Source organism: Vibrio sp. NFR, assembly GCF_027587095.1.
In the GTDB taxonomy this organism is placed as follows: Bacteria; Pseudomonadota; Gammaproteobacteria; order Enterobacterales; family Vibrionaceae; genus Vibrio; species Vibrio harveyi.
Genome location: NZ_JAPPTN010000002.1, coordinates 34,662 through 54,741 on the forward strand (window position 1 = coordinate 34,662; position 20,080 = coordinate 54,741).

General features: G+C 46.5%; 18 protein-coding genes. 14 read left to right on the top strand and 4 right to left on the bottom strand.

Annotation, left to right across the window (positions count from 1 at the left end; all coding sequences use genetic code 11):
- The first annotated feature begins 4 nt into the window (after positions 1-4).
- From OH463_RS03735 to OH463_RS03770, 8 genes are all read left to right on the top strand, one after another.
- Positions 5-1,726: a sensor domain-containing diguanylate cyclase gene (locus tag OH463_RS03735; protein ID WP_269990914.1), complete on the top strand. Its 1,722-nt coding sequence runs from the start codon at positions 5-7 to the stop codon at positions 1,724-1,726.
- Between the two features lie 254 nt (positions 1,727-1,980).
- A complete protein-coding gene (locus OH463_RS03740; RefSeq protein ID WP_009695888.1) occupies positions 1,981-2,136 on the top strand; it encodes a hypothetical protein in 156 nt (51 codons plus the stop codon).
- On the top strand, positions 2,136-2,927 hold the full coding sequence (cobA, locus tag OH463_RS03745) for a uroporphyrinogen-III C-methyltransferase (protein WP_005449578.1): 792 nt from the start codon (positions 2,136-2,138) through the stop codon (positions 2,925-2,927). The genes OH463_RS03740 and cobA overlap by 1 nt, the downstream gene beginning before the upstream one ends.
- A 25-nt stretch (positions 2,928-2,952) precedes the next feature.
- Entirely contained in the window at positions 2,953-3,981 is a 1,029-nt protein-coding gene (gene asrA, locus OH463_RS03750) for an anaerobic sulfite reductase subunit AsrA (RefSeq protein WP_009695890.1), read from the top strand.
- Entirely contained in the window at positions 3,981-4,781 is an 801-nt protein-coding gene (gene asrB / locus OH463_RS03755; RefSeq protein WP_005449587.1) for an anaerobic sulfite reductase subunit AsrB, read from the top strand. The genes asrA and asrB overlap by 1 nt, the downstream gene beginning before the upstream one ends.
- Positions 4,782-4,793: 12 nt before the next feature.
- Positions 4,794-5,795, top strand: a complete 1,002-nt coding sequence (gene asrC / locus OH463_RS03760) for a sulfite reductase subunit C (RefSeq protein WP_005449588.1) — start codon at positions 4,794-4,796, stop codon at positions 5,793-5,795.
- A gap of 7 nt (positions 5,796-5,802) precedes the next feature.
- Positions 5,803-6,948 (top strand): cyclopropane fatty acyl phospholipid synthase, encoded by a 1,146-nt coding sequence (cfa, locus tag OH463_RS03765; RefSeq protein WP_038898030.1) that lies wholly within the window; start codon positions 5,803-5,805, stop codon positions 6,946-6,948.
- Between the two features lie 314 nt (positions 6,949-7,262).
- A complete protein-coding gene (locus OH463_RS03770) occupies positions 7,263-7,499 on the top strand; it encodes a hypothetical protein (protein WP_199479994.1) in 237 nt (78 codons plus the stop codon).
- Between the two features lie 93 nt (positions 7,500-7,592).
- Here the strand turns inward: OH463_RS03770 and OH463_RS03775 are convergent, their stop codons facing one another.
- Together OH463_RS03775 and OH463_RS03780 are read right to left on the bottom strand one after the other, a co-directional pair.
- The gene (locus OH463_RS03775; RefSeq protein ID WP_085319697.1) at positions 7,593-8,963 is read right to left on the bottom strand and encodes an L-serine ammonia-lyase; all 1,371 of its coding nucleotides are present in this window, start codon (positions 8,961-8,963) and stop codon (positions 7,593-7,595) included.
- A gap of 11 nt (positions 8,964-8,974) precedes the next feature.
- Positions 8,975-10,516 carry a sodium:solute symporter gene (locus OH463_RS03780; RefSeq protein ID WP_269990572.1) on the bottom strand — a complete coding sequence of 514 codons (1,542 nt, stop codon included), beginning with the start codon at positions 10,514-10,516 and terminating at the stop codon, positions 8,975-8,977.
- A gap of 338 nt (positions 10,517-10,854) precedes the next feature.
- On the opposite strand from OH463_RS03780, the gene OH463_RS03785 reads away from it, so the two are divergent.
- The 6 genes from OH463_RS03785 (at position 10,855) to OH463_RS03810 (ending at position 17,799) form a co-directional block, all read left to right on the top strand.
- Complete coding sequence (locus OH463_RS03785; protein ID WP_045390635.1) at positions 10,855-12,150, top strand: MFS transporter; 1,296 nt, start codon at positions 10,855-10,857, stop codon at positions 12,148-12,150.
- A 101-nt stretch (positions 12,151-12,251) separates the two neighbouring features.
- A complete protein-coding gene (locus OH463_RS03790; protein ID WP_009695897.1) occupies positions 12,252-13,268 on the top strand; it encodes an ester cyclase in 1,017 nt (338 codons plus the stop codon).
- A 177-nt stretch (positions 13,269-13,445) separates the two neighbouring features.
- Positions 13,446-14,531, top strand: a complete 1,086-nt coding sequence (locus OH463_RS03795; protein WP_029788710.1) for a porin — start codon at positions 13,446-13,448, stop codon at positions 14,529-14,531.
- Positions 14,532-14,788: 257 nt separating this feature from the next.
- On the top strand, positions 14,789-15,796 hold the full coding sequence (locus OH463_RS03800) for a LacI family DNA-binding transcriptional regulator (RefSeq protein WP_029788709.1): 1,008 nt from the start codon (positions 14,789-14,791) through the stop codon (positions 15,794-15,796).
- 192 nt (positions 15,797-15,988) lie between these two features.
- Positions 15,989-16,618, top strand: a complete 630-nt coding sequence (locus OH463_RS03805) for a recombinase family protein (protein ID WP_045485812.1) — start codon at positions 15,989-15,991, stop codon at positions 16,616-16,618.
- Entirely contained in the window at positions 16,615-17,799 is a 1,185-nt protein-coding gene (locus OH463_RS03810; protein ID WP_005449604.1) for a multidrug effflux MFS transporter, read from the top strand. The genes OH463_RS03805 and OH463_RS03810 overlap by 4 nt, the downstream gene beginning before the upstream one ends.
- A gap of 72 nt (positions 17,800-17,871) precedes the next feature.
- Here the strand turns inward: OH463_RS03810 and OH463_RS03815 are convergent, their stop codons facing one another.
- Together OH463_RS03815 and OH463_RS03820 are read right to left on the bottom strand one after the other, a co-directional pair.
- Positions 17,872-18,642 carry a hypothetical protein gene (locus tag OH463_RS03815; protein ID WP_005449606.1) on the bottom strand — a complete coding sequence of 257 codons (771 nt, stop codon included), beginning with the start codon at positions 18,640-18,642 and terminating at the stop codon, positions 17,872-17,874.
- Between the two features lie 22 nt (positions 18,643-18,664).
- Positions 18,665-19,606: a hypothetical protein gene (locus tag OH463_RS03820; protein WP_269990575.1), complete on the bottom strand. Its 942-nt coding sequence runs from the start codon at positions 19,604-19,606 to the stop codon at positions 18,665-18,667.
- Positions 19,607-20,080: the final 474 nt, after the last annotated feature.

Sequence of the window (20,080 nt, forward strand, 5' to 3'; positions counted from 1 at the left end):
ATTTATGGTCTATCTGGCTTATGCTCAGTTAGTTGATTCTGAGTCGATGGTTTATCGGCAATCTCAAACCAATATCATCACCGCCGAGCGGCTGATCCACTCCCAAATCGAAGCGGCTTTCAGCAAATTCTATCTACTAGAAACCGCACTAAAGACAAGCAAGCAAGACCTTAATGATCCTGACTTTCATGAGCTAAGCCAAGGCATCATCGATTACTCACCACAGTACTCCAACATTCTCTACACCACGACAGATAGTAACATTGCCTATGGTCTTTCTGGTCAGGTAAAACAAGCGGATATCAGCAAGATCTTATGGCATAAGCTGAATACCGTCAGTGATAAATTTTCCATCTCTTCGCTATACCAAAACCCGCAACAACGCTGGGTATTTGCCATCAAACATGACAACCCAGACCTCAAATACCAACTTTGGTTAGAGTTCGATCTCCTCCATACTACTCAGCAGCTACGCGGTCTTAAAACTTTGAACAAAGGCTATGTGTTTGTCGTAGACAGAGACACCGAACGCTTGGTGTTCCATCCTGATCCAAGCCGAATTGGCGATAACTCTGTCAGTTATCACGGTGGCATTAGCGAGAAAGTAGCCGCAGGATTGTTGTTTGGTAAACATGAATACTATTACCAAGATAACTTTAAGATTTCGGTCTTCGACGCAGACAACGGATTAAACTGGGTGTTTGTGGCGGGCACAGACCGCGCCGACATCCTCAACAACAGTTATCCATTTACTCTTACTGCAGGTGTCATTGCTTCTTTATTAGCTCTAGCGATTGGTATCAATTACCTCACTTACCAACTGCATTTGTCACTCGCACGCCTAAATGGCACTGAGAGCGTTGATGAGTTCAAAACCCAACTCAGGCATGTTTTGGATCGTTTCTGCTATCACCGAGGTATACAGTTCTGTTTATACGACAGCTTGAATTACAGCTTTTACACCCTCGATTATCACGGTAACAAAAAGCTCGTCTTAACCGATGCCGAACTCGCGGCGCGTTTTTCTCATAGTGCGTTGACTTACCGCAACAAGAAGTACGGCGACGAGTTGACGAAAAAGCTCAAGATCAACAGTAATCACTACTGCATTCCGTTGTTTGATGGACGAGAACTGCTTGGGGTGACTTACGTCAGTTGCCGATTCCCAACCTACAAATGCGTGCTCAGTTTGATTCAGAACTACGCCCAAGTAGCGTTGGCAAACCTCAAATTGCATGACCGTTTACGCCATCAAGATCCAATGACGCAACTCGAAAATAAAGCGTGTTTAGCTGCAAAAGTGTCGAGAGAGCTTCATTCAGAGAACCGTTTTATCGCAATGGTCGATATTGATAACTTCAAATACATCAACGATAAATTCGGTCATCCAGTGGGCGATTTGGTCATCCAAAAAACAGCTGAAGTGATGCGCGACTGTTTCCCTAAACCAAAAGGGATTTGTTTAGCGCGCTATGGTGGTGAAGAGTTTGCAATCGTGTTCCAAGCCAATGACGAATTCGATGCCAAACACCAACTGGATAACTTCCTAACGGTGCTGCAAAGAAGCCATCTCACTTTGGGTTGTGGCGATGTGCGATTTACGGCAAGTGTTGGATTTACACCATTAGAAACCAGTTACCATCACGTGGTGGAGCAAGCTGACAAAGCACTTTATCAAGCAAAAAGATTGGGCAAGAATCGCGTCTGCCACCTAAAAGCAGCATAACGCTTTTCTTTTCCAAAAACGACAAAGCCAGAGCAAACATCGCTCTGGCTTTTTTATTTTTATTACAGTCAGTTAAATCAAAAAAACTGACACTCCCCTTTCCTCTTTCCCGTCTTTTAACCGACTCAAGTTCTGCCCCCAAACACCCTCTCGTTAATCAGTTCTGAACAGGTGTTTATTTTTCTTTGATTTAACTTAACGGCTCTCACCAATAACCTTAAATGCATCAGGGGATTGCATGAAGCCAATTGAAAATGAAAGAACTGGACGATTACATAGAGCAAATAAATTTAGACCTGACTAACGAGATGTTAGAGGAGCTAGGTTGGATTAGCGACAACGTTCATCAAGTGTTTTATTGGCTCATTGCCGCCATCCTATTCGTTGTATTGATTTGGGGTATTTTTTAATGAAGGCATCCAATCCATCTTATGGTCAGGTTTATTTGGTTGGGGCGGGCACAGGCGATGCATCACTGCTCACCATTAAAGCATTTCGTTTGCTCAATCGCGTTGATGTTGTGCTTTATGACCATCTGGTTTCGGAAGAAGTCTTGGATGTAATTCCACGAAAAACCCTAAAAATCTGCGTAGGCAAACACTACGGTAAGTGTTCGCAAACTCAGGCAGAAATCAACCAAATGATGAAGGGCTACGCAATCACAGGTCTGACGGTATGTCGTTTAAAAGCGGGCGACCCGTTTGTATTTGGTCGAGGCGGTGAGGAAGCGACCTATTTAGCTCAACAAGGTATCAACTATGAAGTTGTGCCGGGTGTAACTGCAGCGCTCGGGTGCTGTGCTTATGCGGGGATACCGGTCACTCATAGACAAGTTTCGAGGGGTGTCACCTTGGTAACGGGTCGAAACTGTAATGATGCTAGCGAACCAAATTGGAGCGCACTTGCCGCCATCGACCACACCCTAATTTTCTACATGGGGCTACACAAAGCAGAAGCGATCGCAGACAACCTGATTGCTCACGGTCTCGCGCCAGATACACCTTGCGCTATCGTCAGCAATGGGACACGAGAAAATCAAAACAAGATCGTCACTACCTTAGCTGGACTGTATGAAACCTGCAAAGCGCAAAAACCACCACTGCCAGCAATCATAGTGGTGGGAGACGTGGTTTCCCTTTCACAGTCACTGGAATGGTTTGAGTCCACCGCCGAGCCCTGTTTAGAACGCACGATTCATTAGTTTTTGAAAATAACGAGATAGAACAATGCCTAAGTTTTTAACTACTCAGCAAATGGGTTCGGCGATCGAGGCGTTACGTCAGAGCTATAAGGTGATGGCGCCCGTCTATGAAGAATACGCAGGTCGTTTTGCCCATACCCCAAATTTGGATTACCAAGAACTCGAACGTTACGATCAACTGGAGTGGAAAGAGAAAAGCCATTTCTCACCCAAAGAAATCGTCTTCCCAATTACCGAAACCCTGTTTTGGTTTAACGCCGACGAGTTGCGAGAATCCAGCGTCGATGCGCGACCTGTGTTTCTGTTTCTCAGAGCTTGTGACATCAATGCGCTCAAAAGCCTTGATTACATGTTTTTAGAAAACGGCGGTCACGAAGACTTCTACTACAAACGTCTGCGCCAAAAACTCAAACTCGTACTGATTGAATGCAGCGAAAGTTTCGAAAACTGCTTTTGTGTCTCTATGGGCACCAATAAAACTGACAACTTTGCGGCTTCAGTTCAATTTAGTGAGCATGGCGCAATTGTCACTATTAAAGATCCAGAACTGACACCGTATTTTTCACAAGGTAAAGACGTTGAGCACAATGTCAGCTTCGTCAAGTCCAATCCTGTCAAAGTGCGTACGCCAGATTCGGTTTGCGATGATCCGGCTAAAGTACGCGAAGTGTTACTCGGTCATCCAGTGTGGTCAGAATACGATTCACGCTGCATTGGTTGCGGTCGCTGCACTTCCTCATGCCCGACTTGCGCCTGCTTCAACGTGTTTGATGTGGTTTATAACCAAGAAGCCAAAGTGGGTGAACGTCGCCGCCAACACGCCAGTTGCATGATTGATGGTTTCTCGGATATGGCAGGCGGTCACAGCTTCCGTCATAAAACCGGAGAGCGCTTACGTTATCGCGCCTTACACAAGGTCAACGACTTTAAGTCTCGCCAAGGCGAACACCATATGTGTGTCGGATGCGGGCGCTGCGACGACCGATGCCCTCACTACATCTCATTTAGCAACATCATCAACAAGATGACATCGATTGTAGAGGAGGCGCTCTAATGTGCGATTGTGAAAACAAAATGCTGCCGCAAAGCTACCCGATTATTCATATCGAAAAGCACACAGAACTGGAATGGAACTTTCGCGTTGCGTGCGATTTTCCGGTGCACTACGGACAATTTGTCGAAGTGGGTTTATCCCTTGTGGGTGAAGCTCCTATTTCCGTCTCCGACTACGGCTTAGGTTACGTCGACTTGCTGATACGTAATGTCGGCAAGGTAACCAGCGAGCTGTTCCAATTAAACGCCAGTGACCGCGTGATGATGCGCGGCGCAATGGGCAATGGCTACCCGATGGAAGAGTACCAAGATAAACACCTCATTGTGGTCGCGGGCGGCACTGGCGTTGCTCCGGTTAAAGGGCTGATTAACTACTTTCACAACAACCCAAGTGATGTGAAGAAGATGTCTTTGATCCTCGGATTCAAAAACCAAGATGCCGTGTTGTACAAGAACGACTTGCTGAATTGGTCTTACTCCAATCACGTCATCACCACCTTGGATGACGGTGGCGACGAACACTTCTATGAAAGCGGCTTAGTTACCGAACACATCAGCAAACTTGATCTCTCTGACAAGGAAAACATCCGCGTCATCGTAGTGGGTCCACCGATCATGATTAAGTTCGTCGTGCAGGACTTCTTATCCAGAGGCATTCAAGAGGACCAGATTTGGGTCGACTACGAACGCAGAATGGCTTGCTCAGTTGGCAAATGCGGCCACTGCCGAATTGGCGACAAATACGTGTGCTTGGATGGTCCGGTTTTCCGTTATGACCACGCCAGAACCATGATCGATTAGGAGGGAATCACAATGACGATGGACGTAGATATCATCAAAATGCGCGCCAATGGCGATTACCGCCTATCGAAAGTACGTGGCGAGTGCATGATCAGCGTACGCATTCCAGGTGGCATTATGCCTGCTTACCTGCTCGGCGCTGCGCAAGAGATCGCCGAGAAGTGGGGCAATGGTGTTATTCACCTCACCACGCGACAAAAACTGGCGATGCCCGGCATTCGCTATGAAGATATTCCAGAGGTCAACAAAGCGCTGGAGCCCTTCATCAAAGACATCACCGTCGATACGTGCGGCATTGATGTCGAAGACACACAAGCAGGTTATCAGTCGATTGGTGGGCGTAATATCGTCGCGTGTCAGGGCAGTCGAATCTGCCAGAAAGCCAATACCGATACCACTGGCTTGGCACAGCGAATGGAGCGTCACGTTTACCCAAGTAAATACCATTTAAAAATGGTCATGGCAGGCTGTCCGAACGATTGTGCCAAAGCCAATATGGCAGATTTCGGCATCTTCGGTATCGCCAAAATTAATTTCGAAAGTCATCGCTGTATTGGTTGTGGTGCTTGCGTCAAAGCTTGTGCGCACCACGCAGTAGATTGCTTGTCACTCAAAGACGGTAAAGCGGTGAAGGAAGAAAGCAAATGCATTGGCTGCGGCGAATGTGTGCTTGCTTGTCCGACACTGGCTTGGCGTCGAGATCCAAAACAATTCTATATGGTCAAACTGGGCGGTCGAACTTCGAAGAAGACCCCTCGCGTTGGCAAAATGTTCCTCAATTGGGTAACGGAAGACGTCCTACACCCTGTCATTGACAATCTGTTCGAATTTGAAAAAGAGATGTTGGGCGGTAAGCCGATTTACCTCCACATGGGACATCTGATCGATAAAGGTGGCTACTTGCGTTTTAGAGAGCGTGTCTTAGATGGCGTTAGCCTAAATCCAGAAGCCAAAGTCGCCGAACGTATGTATTGGGCAGAAGATGAATACGTAGCGAACATGCACGTGAAATAGGCATAATATGAACAAACTAGAAGAAATGTTTAGAGAGGCGTTAGCCCCGGCAGGTATTACCATTAACGGCTCGAATCCGTGGGATATCCAAGTATTTAACCCAAAAGTGTATGAGCTTGTGATGCAGTCAGGCTCCTTGGGTTTAGGGGAAGCGTACATGTCCAAGATGTGGGATTGCAGTCGCTTGGATCAGTTCTTTGAACGCGTACTTTTAAACGACATTGAAGGCAAACTGGGACTGGCTGAAAAACTCAAGTTTGCCTCTTCCGCTGCGAAACTAAAATTGAAAAGCTGGGTTAACCCGCAGAGCATTGAGCGCTGTAAATTCGATGTACCGCACCATTATGACATCGGCAATAAGCTTTACCAAAAGATGCTCGATTCACGCATGACTTACACCTGCGGATACTGGAATCGAGCTTCGACACTGGATGAGGCGCAAGAGCACAAGATGGATTTGATTTGTCGAAAGCTCGATCTGCAACCAGGGATGCGTATTCTCGATATTGGCTGTGGTTGGGGAAGCTTTATGATTTACGCAGCGAAGAAGTATGGCGTTATCTGCGATGGTCTCACTCTATCCAAAGAACAGAAGAAGCTCGGCAGCAAACTGGCGATAGAAAATGGCGTAGTCGCGAACTTCATTTTGAAGGACTACCGCGAGTTCAAACCCACCGTACAATACGATCGCATCGTTTCTATCGGTATGATTGAACACGTGGGACCGAAGAACTACGCGGAATACTTCGAGTGCGCAGAGCGCTTCATGAAAGATGATGGCGTGTTCTTGCTACATACCATTGGTTCACACCACAGCACTACCGCATCGGACCCGTGGATCTCGAAATACATCTTTCCAAATGGTGTCATTCCATCGATGAAGAACCTCGCAGAGGCGATGGAAGATCGATTCAACATCGAAGATGTGCACAATTTCGGTGAAGACTACGACAAAACCCTGATGTGCTGGTTCTCCAACTTCCAACAATCGTGGAATCAAATCAAAGGCGATTACAGTGAAGATTTCTACCGCATGTGGAAATACTACTTACTCAGCTGTGCTGGCGCCTTTCGCTCACGAGATTTGAGCCTATGGCAACTCGCCCTAACTAAGATTGGTCGCCGTCGTCCACTGACCGTACGTTCCATGTAAGCAATCTGCCTCCAGATTGTGTTTTGAGCACCTTAGTTTGGCTCCAAGCCAGAATGGGCGGTTTCATTCTGGCTTTTTTTACAGTTCACAGTTCACTTCCACAGTCCGAAAAGTCCCATTTAGGGGGCTTTTATAGTGACTCTCCTCGCAAAAACTAATACTTAGTAACGTCTAGTGTTACTTTTAGTCTTGTGCGCTATGACTTGTTGAGCATTGATGGTGCCGTTCGCTCGACTCAGGCAATCTTCCTCTCAACCAAGGCTCATCCCAACAAACAAAACCAGAGCCAAGATACCATTTTGAGAGTCACCACTATGAAAGCCATCAAATCAATCATCATCGCACTACTGTTTACATCGACACTTTCTGGGTGCGTTTCAACGCCCGGTCACTATCGCTTGGCACCCAACGTTCGTCCTACTTTGATGAATGCCAATATCAACGTTCAACCACTGGTTAACACCGCAGTCTCCGTTGGCAAAGCCGTACTGCCTTATGCGATATCAGCGGGACACGCTTACGTTAATACGCCTTATTTCCTATTGCGATAAACCCGCCAAACCCATGACGGTCACAACGACAAAAAACAAAGCCGATGCTTCTCAGTGCATCGGCTTTTTTGTTGGTTAGACTTGCTTAACTCATTATTCGCAAGGCGGTGCTAGGTGAATCAAAGCCAATCCACCCAGTGACGTTTCGCGGTATTTCTTGTTCATGTCTTTGCCCGTCTGATACATGGTTTCAATCACCTTATCTAACGAGATCAAACATTTACTATTACGCTTTAATGCCATGCGAGAAGCATTGATCGCTTTCATTGCGCCCATTGCATTACGCTCAATACACGGTACTTGCACTAAGCCACCGATTGGGTCACAAGTCATGCCTAGTGAGTGCTCCATGGCAATCTCAGCCGCAATACAAATCTGCTCATTGCTGCCACCACGTAGCGCGGTCAGGCCAGCTGCCGCCATAGAGGAAGACACGCCAACTTCGCCCTGACAACCTACTTCAGCGCCCGAGATAGACGCATTAGTTTTGTACAAAATGCCAATCGCACCGGATACAGCAAGGAAGTCTTTAAGCTGTTTGGTATCAAGCTCTTTGATGAAGCGATGGTAGTACATCAATACCGCCGGAATCACACCTGCTGCACCATTAGTTGGAGACGTTACGACTTGTCCACCAGCGGCGTTTTCTTCACTCACAGCAAAAGCAAACAGGTTAATCCAATCCATGATTTCCATTGGATCGTTTTCGATTGCTGCATTTGCTTCAAGTTTCTTCAGCAAGTTTGGCGCACGGCGGGTCACGTTCAAGCCGCCGTCCAAGATACCTTCTGTCTCGAAACCACGCTCCATGCAACGCGTCATCACACGCCAGATCTGTTCTGCGCGTTGATTAATGGCTTCCATATCCTGAAACGCTTGTTCGTTTTTCAGAATCATGCCACCGAGGCTCATGCCATTCTTCTCTGCTTGTGCCAACATTTCGTCCGCACTGGAGAATGGAAACTCAACTTCTACGGGAGCAGTCGCACTGCCATTTTGCAGTTCATCCGCCGTTGCTATGAAACCACCACCGATAGAGTAGTAAGTTTCAAACCCAACCTGATTGCCATGCGCATCTAACGCAGTAATCGTCATGCCATTCTCATGCAGAGGAAGGTTCTCTTCGTGGAACAACATGTCCGTTTTGTAGCTGAATTCGATTTCATGACGGCCATCGACAGACATCATGCCCTCTTCAATCGCCTTGCGCATCGCTTTGTTCGCAGAAGCGATTTTGATGGTATCTGGTTTGTTACCCAATAGACCTAAAATCGTTGCACGGTCAGTATGGTGACCAATCCCCGTTAACGAGAGTGAGCCGTATAAATCGACTTGAATACGAACCACTTTTGCCAAGTTCGATTCAATCAAACGAGTGAAGTGGTAACCCGCGATCATTGGACCATTGGTGTGAGAGCTAGAAGGGCCCACACCAATCTTGTAAATATCAAAGATGGACAGCATAAACTTACCTATTACGACAATGCAGCATAAAGCCAATCAGGGAGAACCATACAAGCAGCAATGGTCGCCACAGCGAACACCAACAGCCCGTAATGGCTTGCGGTTGGCTTTGCAAAAAGATGTTTTTGATTATTGATAAAAATTTGTTGCTCGGCAGTCACAGCGCCCCAACGACGGCTCACTAACACACCAAACAAAAGGAAGACAAACGTACCAATTGGCGCGAACCACGGCCAAGCCACGTCGAGATACATCGCAGTAAACACCGCAATCACACTCATGATACTACCGACGATCACGCCTTTCTCATTGGCTTTCGCCCAGAATAAACCAAGCACGAATGAACCCAAGCGGATACCAACAAAAATAGAAGTCAGACTAGCGATGGTTTTGAGTACCGATTCATTTGATACCGCGAGAAGAGCTGGCACTACCACCATGGCTGCCGCGAGCAAACTCATCTTCCTTGCGACTTTTTCGTAGTGCTCATCATCGGCACTTTTGCGAACGAAACGCTTGTAGATATCGAACGTCGCGACGGTCGCCATCGAGTTGTAGGTTGAATCCAAGGTCGACATTGCAGCCGCTGCCAATGCGGAAATGATCAAACCAACCACAATTGGGTTAGTGTGGTTGAAAACGAAATCCAAAATCACTTCGTTGCTGTTTTCAAACGATTGATCTTGATAGAAAACACTCAGGAGAACACCAAGTACAGCGAAGAACAAGTACACGAAAAACGCACCGTAACCACACAACAGCATTGACTTCTGCGCCGTCTTTTCACATCTCGTCGCTAACGTGCGTTGGATGATCAATTGGTTGGTGCCGTATACACTCAAATGCAAAAAGCTCACGGCAACCACGCCTGCCCAGAGTGTGGTATCCACGCCCAAATCAAAGTCTAAATTGATGATATTCAGGTGATCACGAGAAAGGTAATCTGCCGCATTAATCTCTGTCATTAGAATGGCAAAGATAGCGATGCTGCCCGCAACCAATACTGCAGATTGCAACATATCGGTCCAGATAACCGTGGAAATCCCGCCCGCATAGGTATAGCAAGCAGTGAAAATACTAATGTAGATAATGGCTTCAGAAATACTGATAGGCAGAACTTGCACTAAGATCAGCGCCACGGCATACAAAATCACACCCGCAGAGATACATTGAACCACAATGAACACAATCGAGTTGATGGTTCTTGCATACACCCCAAAGCGGTGCTCAAGGTATTCATAAATCGAAGTCAGACCCAGCTTATAGAAGACAGGTACAAAGAAAATGACAGTGAAAAAAATAACGATGGGATAGTTAAGGTGAATACTCATCGCTTCCATGCCAGAGCTATAAACCCAACCAGGCATCCCTACAAACGTCATCGCACTAATGTAAGTCGCAAGTATCGAAACACCTGCCGTAAACCAGCCAAATTGCTTTCCACCCGTGGAAAAGTCGCCACCATTGCTGTAGCGCTTATTCACTAAATAGCTGATTAGTATGGTAATTGCTACATATAACGCAATCACCACAAAATTTGAGTACGCAACCATTTTAAGGTTTTCCTAATTCTGGGTAGCTAATTATTATGCCCAGATATTACTGTAAAAAGGCATTTTTAAACGACAATCCCACTGTAAGTGTGATTATTATCACCAATATAGGCGAAAATATATTCAAAATCGCCAAAAACGCCGATTAGTGAGATCCTTGTCACTAAAACCCACAAAATGGGTACGCATTCATTTTAAAATTGATTTTGATCACGGATCTAATAACCTTAAAAAAACTATGATTCACCCCGACACGAAATCGAAGATGATCCAAATAAGATCGTGTTCATTAAGTTTGAATAGCAACAAATCCTAAGTGAAATAGAGGTTTATCGGTCATGAATGCCAAAAGACACATGAGCGAAGTTCCTATGATTCAAAGGGTAGCTGCCTATCTAGCGATACTGGTTGGTTACTTTTTCTATTGTTATAACTTTGTAATTATTGACTACGTACGCCCATACATTGTTGAAGCGTATGATGGTATTAGCCTGTCAGACACTGCCCAGTTCTATACATGGCAGTCGGTTGGTGCACTTATCGGTGCATTGAGCTGTGCTTGGTTCGCAACAAAATTTGGTAAGAAATCCACTCTTATTACCATCACAGCCCTAAACGGTGGCGCAACGATCATCAATATGATGTTCACCGACTACGCAACATGGGCAGCAATGCGTTTCATCATTGGTTTGTCACTGGGTGGTTACTTCACCGTGGCAGTAAGCCTAATGATCGGCCTATTTACGCCAACGGTACGTGGTAAGTTGACGGCATTCGCGTCTTCTATGTTCTCTGTAGCACTGATGGTAATGGGTGCCTATGCAGCGTTTATTGCAAGCATTGATGCACCATGGGAAAGCCTAATGCTTGTAGGTGGTATCCCACCATTGGCAGCCGCTGTGGTCATGATCTTTGTACTACCTAGCGACAGCAAAGTGATCGCTTACGGTGAAGAAGAGCAAGCAAAAGTAGAAGAATCAAATGCACCAGCGAAAAAAGGCTCTTGGGGCGAAATGCTAAGCAAGCCTTACCGTAAGATCACACTAACGTGTCTATTACTGGCTGGCCTTAACTTCTACGGTTTCCAATTCTTTGGTGGCTTCGTAACCACATACCTACGTGATGTACGTATGTTCGACGGTGCAACCATCGGTCTCATCTTCTCTATCTCAGCATTTGGTTCACTGTTTGGTGCGTGGTTCTGGGGTTGGGTAGCTGACAAATTCGGTCGTAAGGTGAACGCGTTTGGCTTCATCCTAGCGGGCATCATGGTTTCAATCTTCTTTGTTGCACCTGGCGACATGGTGATTGGCGGCCTAAACATGCTGGCTCTACTTGGTCTGATTTACAACTTCGGCCTGTCTTCTTCAGCGGTATGGGGTGGTTACTTCTCAGAACTGTTCCCAGCACACCTACGTAGCTACGGCGCGGCGCTATTCCACGGTGGTCGTATCCTCGGTATGTGGGCACCAATGGTACTTATCTTCATCCAAGAGCGTACCGACCTACAAACCGCAATGTGGGGTTCACCAATCGTATGGATCCTTGCTGGTCTTCTATGGCTATCACTGCCAGAGACACTAAAAGGCGGCGTGTTCGATAAGAGCAAAAAAGCCGAAGCAGCAAAAGCGTAACTGAATTTCAAAAACTCCGGCTGGCTCCCCGGCCGGATGAAAAAACTTAATTTCGAGTCCTGTTCCCAAAGCCGACTCGACAGCAAATAAGAGAGTTTATTATGTCTAAATATCAAGAAGCGAAACGCGTTGTACGTGAATACTTCAGCGCAATGGAAAACGCAACTCACGAGAACGTGGCAGAAGTACTAAAAGCACACACTTCAGAAGATTACCTATGGCGTGGTGTTTACCCATTCCGTGAGCAACAAGGCGCTCAAGCAGCAGCTGACGTTTTCTGGGCTCCTTTGATGAAATCAATGACTCGCATGCAGCGTCGTCAAGACATCTTCATCGGTGGTGAGAACGAAGTAACATCAGGTGAAATCTGGGTAATGAGCATGGGTCACTTCATGGGTCTATTCGACGCTGAATACCTAGGCATGCGCCCAACTGGCAAAATCATGAACATCCGTTACGCAGAATTTAACTGTGTTGAAAACGGCAAGATCACTAAGACTGGCATATTCCTAGACCTTCTAGGCGCGATGGACCAAGCAGGTTGTTACCCACTACCACCATCAACAGGTAAGCACTTCGTATACCCTGGTCCTCGTAACCACGACGGTCTACTGTTCGAAGACGCAGCACCAGAAGAAGGCGTAGCAACACTAGCACTAGTGAACAAGATGGTTGATGACCTATCTGCACTAAACGACAGCGGCGCTATGGGCTGCCCACCAGAAGTTCTTGAGAAGAGCTGGTCTAAAGACATGATCTGGTACGGTCCATGTGGTATCGGTGCGTCTTACACAATTCCTCGTTACCAACAGCAGCACCAATTGCCGTTCCGTAACAACCTGAAAGACAAGAAGTTTAACGGCCACGTATGTCGTTTCGCAGAAGGTAACTTCTCTTGTTTCTTCGGCTGGCCAAACCTATCTAACACGCCAATCGGTGGTTTCCTAGGTATGACAGGTGGTGAAGTACGTGCAGACATGCAAGTGGTTGACGTTTACTACCGTGACGGCGACAAGCTATCTGAGAACTGGGTACTGATCGACCTTCCTTACTGGCTAAAACAGCAAGGTCTAGACGTGTTCGAGCGTACTCAACAGATCCTAAACCCTTCTCTATAAGAAGTCCTAGGGGCGGATTGTCAACCCGCCTTTATGTTGCCTGAATCCCCTCTCGGTTCAGGTGACATGCTCCCAACTCGTGCCTCAAGGATGGGGCACAACCTCAAGATAGAACCCTTATTCAAAACGGGCATGAACGCACGGTGGCTTTCTGCGCCCTGAATAATGAGATTGATGATGAAAAAGTCGACCCTTTCTGCAGTGATTTTAGCAGCGCTTACTTCTAGCTCAGCCTTTGCTGCACACACTTTTGTTAATGACGCTGGCGACAGCCTAACCATCGATGGCCGTTTCGATCTTCGCTACCAAGACCGTGGCGGTGATGACAATGGCGAATGGAACAGCGGCAGCTCACGTTTCGGTTTGAAAGGCCAAATGGGTCTGGATAACGGCTGGACTGGTTTCGGTCACGCGGAATGGGGCTACAACTCTGGCGCGAACGGCGACAACATATACGACCGTTTGCTATACGCAGGTGTTGAGCACGAAAAATACGGCAAAATTGCTGCGGGTACTAAGCAGTGGTCTACCTTCTACGACGTAGCATGGTACACCGATTTAGGTCGTGTATTTGGTACTCGTGGCTCAGGTGTTTACAACCTAGCTGACTGGGGTATCGCATCCGGTGCTGGTCGTGCAGAAAACTCAATTACGTACCGTAATTCAATTAATGAAAAAGTGAGCTACGGCTTTACTTACCAAACCACGCGTGAAGATGTTGCTCTAGCAAACAATGCGACAGCCTCACTGAAAAACGGCATGGGTGCGTCTATCACTTACAAACCGGTTGATGGCGTAACACTGGGTGCAGCTTACCATCAAAATGAAGTTGCAGATCTAGACGCAAGCGTGGTTGGCGTAGAAAACGGCGACAACATGCGCATCATGCTATTGGGCGCAAACTACAGCAACGGTGGCTTCTACGCGGGTGCGACTTTCCACGTTGGCGAAAACTGGGAAGCAGTGAGCCAAGGCGGTACGGACGTAATGTTCGATACCCTAGGTGGCGAAATCTACACTTACTACCACTTCGACAACGGCCTACGCCCAACGTTGAACTACAACTACATGGAAGATCGTGGTGACGAGACGCAAGGTTACGAGCGTAACTTGCTGATTCCTGGTCTTGAATACCACTTCCAGAAGAACAAATTCCTAGTTTGGACTGAATACCAGTTCGACCTAGGTAAAGATCAGTACGATGGCAGCAAATTCGAAAACCGTGATGATCAATTCGCGGCAGGTATTCGCTACTACTTCTGATAACCATGAGATAAGTTATTCCGGTTACGTAACTTATTCGATTTAGTGGAAATGGGAAATAAGAGCAAGCCTTACCTTTTTTGGGTAAGGCTTTTTTCGTATGCAAAACATGAAATGTGACTTGGGTACTACCCAAATTGCGCCACCAAAGACAATCTAACCCTTTATTTACTTAAATCTTGCTTATTTCTCTTTATGACTACGTACCTATTTGTGTTAACCTAGTCACAGTTAAACTGACTTATGAATCAACTCACATGAATCCTGCAAAACAAACCGTAACATCGAAGGACGTTGCCAAACTGGCTGGCGTTTCTCAATCTACTGTATCGCGTGTGTTTGTTCCGGGCAGCTCAGTATCTGAAAAGACCAAGCAAAAGGTCTTCGAAGCCGCGAAAGCCCTAAACTACCGTCCAAATGCTTTTGCACGTAGCTTGACCACCAACGAATCTAAGTTGATCGGTTTGGTATTCCCAGATGCGGACTACCCTATCCACATGAAAACACTTCAATTGATTTCAAGTGAATTGCAGAAGCAAGGCTACTCAGCGGTGTTGATTCCATGGCAAGTGGATGATGAAGACAACCACTCAATCCCGAACATCTTCCAATACCGTGTAGATGGTGTCATTGCCGCTTCCGCTACTTTCAACAAATCACTGTATGAAGAGTGTGAAGAGTTCAATATCCCTATCGTTCAGTATGCACGCGTCGTAGAAGGCACTAAGAGCAGTTACGTTATCAGTGACAACTACGAAGCTGGCCAACAAGCGGCACAACTGCTGCACGAAAGCGGGGTGAAAAACGCGGTTTACCTGACGGGTGAAGTGCCAACCTTTACCAACGACGAGCGTCAAAGTGGCTTCAGCGCTGAGTTTGAAGACTTAACGGGCAAAACGCCGCGAATTATTGAAGCGAGCTACGACTACGCAAGTTCGCTGGATAAAGTACGTGCGATGCTAGCCGATGAGAATCGTCCAGAAGCCGTGTTCTGTGCAACCGACAACCTTGCAATGGCGGTAATGGACATTGCACGTATTGAGTGTGGTATTCGTATCCCTCAAGATCTGAAAGTCATCGGCTTCGACAACATTCCACAAACAGAATGGTTGAGCTACCAACTGACCACTTTCCGCCAAGACTTCCGTCGTCTAGCGCGTGAGTGTGTGAAAATTATCGTTGATCAAATCAACAATAAAAACAGCAGCTTGGTGAAGATGATGGTGCCAGTCAAATTGATAGAGCGCAGCACAACCAAAGCTTAATCCCAGAGAAGCCAACCCAAGCGGTTGGCTTTTTTATTTCCTCATTTCTTCTTTCTCTTGCCCCTCATCTTTTACTTCTACTTCTAAGATTTCGAGCCAATGGCTCATTTGGTGTTGTGGTTACTAATGAACCTCTGTATATTTATGGACCATTACAGTATATGAACCAATCTCAAGAGACGCATTGCACCCATGGCTACCTTTCTCTATACGCGGCACTCGCCAAAAAACCGGGCTTACCCTGAGCAGCTTAACACTCTGCGAACTTTTGCCCCTAAAGCCGTTCACTTTGAAGACAAAGTACGTGGCTGCACACCACCAGCAGAACGACACGCTTTTCAGCAACTCATCAACACCGTTCAATCCGGTGACACTGTCGTACTTTGGTGGCTAACCGCGTTTGGGCGCGATTTCAACCAAGCATTAAACACAATACAAGCTCTACTTGATCAAGGCGTCACCCTAAAAACGGTTTGTGAGCCGTTGACCTTTGAACCAGGTTCGGTACAAACACAAACCTTGATCTCACTGCTTTCTGGCTATGGGCAAGTCCAAACTCAACACCGTCTATTTGCCGCGGAACAAGGTCGCAAGGCGCTCAAAGACAATCCACAGATGTGGAAGCAGAAATTCCGAGGCCGTCCGGCAGATAAAGCAAAACATCAACACATCGCGACGCTATTGTTGGAAGGAAACACGCTCCAAAGTGTCGCAGAGCAATGTGATGTGAGCCTATCGACGGTAAAACGGGTGAAAGCCAAGCTGAATCAGTTCGATGAAGAAGGAAGCCTACGTCGCCGCGGTGATGGTGAAAAGTCATGAGTCGAGCATTCGAATTTAAAACCATCTTGCTAGCTTGTTTGATCATCAGCGTTGGTCAACTCAGCATGGGCTTGGTGTTTCCATCATTGCCTTGGATTGCGAAAGACTTTGATATCTCCCTCGACCAAGCTCAGCTATTGGTAAGTGTTTACTTACTTGGATTCGGTCCCTCTCAGTTTATCTACGGCCCAGTATCTGATGCACTAGGTCGTAAAAAAGTCCTACTGACCGGCTTGTTGATTGCTATGCTCGGCCTGCTGATGATCATCTTCTTCAGCAATACCTTCACTGGTATGGTGATGGGGCGTTTTCTGCAAGGTCTGGGAACAGGTTGTTGCGCCGTATTAGCTCGTGCATCCACCCGTGACCGCTTTAGTGGACCAGAGCTGCCTGTCGCCCTTTCCTACATCGCAATGGCTGCGTCTATCACACCATTAGTTGCCCCCGTTATTGGTGGCTTCATTAACGCCCACTTCGGCTGGACCATGGTGTTTATTTCACTGCTCGGTTACGTCTCACTAGCTTGGATTGTTATATTGGTGCGCTTTAAAGAGACCATCACACAAACCTCCCCACTGCCATCACCGAAAAAAATGCTGCTGCAATATCGTGATCTGTTGACTTCTCGTTACTTCATGAGTTTTGCCAGTATCGGTTGGCTTAACTTCAGCTTGATGATCACCACTGTTTCGGTAATGCCTTTTATCATGCAAAACCAAATTGGCATGACATCTGATCAATACGCGATGTGGGCACTGATTCCTGCATTTGGCATGATTTGCGGCACCAGTATTTGTAACCGTGTGCGCCCAATCATCGGCACGAAGAAGATGCTACTGGCGACGCCTATCCTGCACCTAAGCTCCGCAGTGTGGCTGTTCTTTTGCCCAGTCGAACCGCTATATTTGATGCTTGGTCAACTGCTGATGATCTTAGGCAATGCGATCGCTCTACCTTGTGCTCAAGCCATGGTTATGCAGCCATACAAGAAGCAAGCAGGAGCGGCGGCTGCCATGTCGGGCGGTGGTCAAATGGTGGTGTCATCCTTGGTCAGTATGGCGCTCGTGCAGCTCGGTTTGAGCCAAGCGTGGCACTTGTCGTTAGTGATTGTGGTATTCGCGACAATTACATTGACCAATATCTTGCGAGGCTTTGCAACTGAGCAGCCTTCAGAGCAATAGCAAGGATAGATAAACAAAAAGACAAGTTAATTTTGCTTAGCTTGTCTTTTTGTTTTTTAAAGCAGGAACAAATTAATCGTTATTTTTCTTTGCGTCTAAGATAGCTTGAATACGAGGATGCAGCTTATTACCGTGCTCATGTTCGTATTCTTCACGCTTTAAGTCCGTCATGCTTTTCACCGAGTGAGTCGGTAAAGCAATAGGTGCTGTCGTGAGCTTTCCTTTCTCAAGCAATTTCATCGCCTGACGGTAGTATTCACGGAATTTCTTTAAAATCAGATGCTCAGGCAGTCGACGTAGCTCGTAGAACTTGCTTTGCATTAACCACAATTCAATATCGTCATTTGGCGTGCGTGCCACGACTCGGTTTAACGCATCCTCCAACTCAGATTCCGTTGGTAAATCTTTCAATACCACCAATTCACCCATAATTGGCGGCCATCGGTCCCCCGATTGCAGACGCTCGCGACAGTGCTGGATAATTCGCACTAACTCTTTATCTGTAAGCGAATCCGCGAAATCCAAAAAGCGACCTGTTGGACGTTTACCGTAGCTTTGCACCCATGTTGATTCATAGATACTAAAGAGCGTACCAAACACCTCATTGCATCGATCGCTCGCTTCTTGAGTAACGACAAGCGCTTGCTCAGAAAACGTCGGCTGTGGTTCAGTGACAATGGGTTGCTCCCAGCTTACGCTAGGTTCATTTTTCACAGTAAGAGATTGACTGGTAGATACTTTATCTTTGTTCAAGTGATCCACGTTAGCTTCAATACCAAGTTCACGAAGTCGACTTTCGAATGACGAAAAGTCCACTTTTTTTGGTTTTTTAGAATAGCTCATAGCTTCTATCTCTTTGGGTCAATTAGAAGGATGGTTTCTTGCCTTGCTCTCTCAAAAATTGTCTAAATTCTTCAGAAGGGCTGACATGCTTATCTCGAGCACTGCTGTGCTGTTGATATCTCGCTTGTTTTTGGCGATCTTTTTCCATCCACTGCTTCTTCAAGTTAATCGAATATCTTAACTTGTTGACGAATTGGGTAACAGGACCAATGAAGTTTGCCTGCGTTTTTTGGTACAACACGAACTCTTTCCAGAACACACGTAAATCCATATCTAAAGCAGAGTGGTGCAGCTCTCTTTCTGCCCAGCTTGGAATTGTGTTTTCATCGAGATCGTAGGAGTTGAGATAACCATTATTTGGACGACTGCTACTTTCAACGTTTCGATAACTATTTGGCGCTGCTGGTTCTTCGGCTTGGTGGTTACTGGTTAGTTTTTCTAAACGCCCAGTTCGTTTACTTTCTTCAAGCCAGTTTTCAAAATTGCGCTCCAACCTTGAAATGTTGACATTACCCCGACCATTTTGGCGAATAAATTCACGCCAAACATCGTCTCTATAGCTTGCCGGAACCTTATAGAAATCACATGTTTTATTTGCCCATTGCGGCAAGCCAGCTCCTTCTAACGTCGTGATCGACGGTTTCTCTGTCATTGGCGCGGCTTGTTGTACCGATGGTTGAGGCGCAGATTGAGAATCGGAGTCTAATGTGAGCTGACATGAATGTCTCTCTACACTGCCTTCGCGTGTGGTTCGCCCCATCGCGAGCAAACCTTTTTGCGATAAAGCAAACAAGATGCTACTTAACTTGAAATCTTCGCACAGACACTCTTGTGTAATATCACGCAAGACAAACGATGCTTGTCCATCTGCGCTTGCGATGTCCGACAGTTTTAGAAGAACCAGCTTCTCTTCAGCACTAACGTTGTGTGCCTGCCAAGCTAAATAGGTGTGTTTATAACTCATGTAATACTCCCAAGTTGCCCGCAGATTTTACTAAGATGCTACAGAGAAGAAAACAGATAACTTTTACTCCATCACTTTCATTGATGGTAAATCACACGCTTTTCAACATTAGCTTGAGCAAATACGCAACAATCCTAATTAATTATATACCCAAGTGACTTCAAGATGCAGGATTCAGAGCGTTGTCATTGATTCGAGTTCAAGGAAAACAACACAGCGTAATAGCCAGCTCTTTCCAAGTTGTTTGACGCAGAAAGCGGGGCAATGACACGCTCCCGAAGGGCGAGCTGTCTTGGCTTGTATACTTTGTTGCCGATTCTTGATTTAGAGTGACTAGATCTTTAAATCGTCGCCGCGTCTACAAACCAAGTCATTCTCGCTGAACCTAGCATCTCGAGGTTACTTGGGTATATACAATGCCGTCCGCGCTGTGTCTCTGCTGGGTGATGAGTTGGACAGTTTTATACTTGGAAA

Bases quoted from the DNA above. Each gene is read 5' to 3' on its own strand.
- OH463_RS03820 (WP_269990575.1), bottom strand. From the start codon at position 19,606: ATGAGTTATAAACACACCTATTTAGCTTGGCAGGCACACAACGTTAGT.
- OH463_RS03775 (WP_085319697.1), bottom strand. From the start codon at position 8,963: ATGCTGTCCATCTTTGATATTTACAAGATTGGTGTGGGCCCTTCTAGC.
- OH463_RS03785 (WP_045390635.1), top strand. From the start codon at position 10,855: ATGAATGCCAAAAGACACATGAGCGAAGTTCCTATGATTCAAAGGGTA.
- OH463_RS03780 (WP_269990572.1), bottom strand. From the start codon at position 10,516: ATGGTTGCGTACTCAAATTTTGTGGTGATTGCGTTATATGTAGCAATT.
- OH463_RS03735 (WP_269990914.1), top strand. From the start codon at position 5: ATGGTCTATCTGGCTTATGCTCAGTTAGTTGATTCTGAGTCGATGGTT.
- OH463_RS03790 (WP_009695897.1), top strand. From the start codon at position 12,252: ATGTCTAAATATCAAGAAGCGAAACGCGTTGTACGTGAATACTTCAGC.
- OH463_RS03795 (WP_029788710.1), top strand. From the start codon at position 13,446: ATGAAAAAGTCGACCCTTTCTGCAGTGATTTTAGCAGCGCTTACTTCT.
- asrC (WP_005449588.1), top strand. From the start codon at position 4,794: ATGACGATGGACGTAGATATCATCAAAATGCGCGCCAATGGCGATTAC.
- OH463_RS03810 (WP_005449604.1), top strand. From the start codon at position 16,615: ATGAGTCGAGCATTCGAATTTAAAACCATCTTGCTAGCTTGTTTGATC.
- cfa (WP_038898030.1), top strand. From the start codon at position 5,803: ATGAACAAACTAGAAGAAATGTTTAGAGAGGCGTTAGCCCCGGCAGGT.
- OH463_RS03770 (WP_199479994.1), top strand. From the start codon at position 7,263: ATGAAAGCCATCAAATCAATCATCATCGCACTACTGTTTACATCGACA.
- cobA (WP_005449578.1), top strand. From the start codon at position 2,136: ATGAAGGCATCCAATCCATCTTATGGTCAGGTTTATTTGGTTGGGGCG.
- OH463_RS03800 (WP_029788709.1), top strand. From the start codon at position 14,789: ATGAATCCTGCAAAACAAACCGTAACATCGAAGGACGTTGCCAAACTG.
- OH463_RS03740 (WP_009695888.1), top strand. From the start codon at position 1,981: ATGAAAGAACTGGACGATTACATAGAGCAAATAAATTTAGACCTGACT.
- asrB (WP_005449587.1), top strand. From the start codon at position 3,981: ATGTGCGATTGTGAAAACAAAATGCTGCCGCAAAGCTACCCGATTATT.
- asrA (WP_009695890.1), top strand. From the start codon at position 2,953: ATGCCTAAGTTTTTAACTACTCAGCAAATGGGTTCGGCGATCGAGGCG.
- OH463_RS03805 (WP_045485812.1), top strand. From the start codon at position 15,989: ATGGCTACCTTTCTCTATACGCGGCACTCGCCAAAAAACCGGGCTTAC.
- OH463_RS03815 (WP_005449606.1), bottom strand. From the start codon at position 18,642: ATGAGCTATTCTAAAAAACCAAAAAAAGTGGACTTTTCGTCATTCGAA.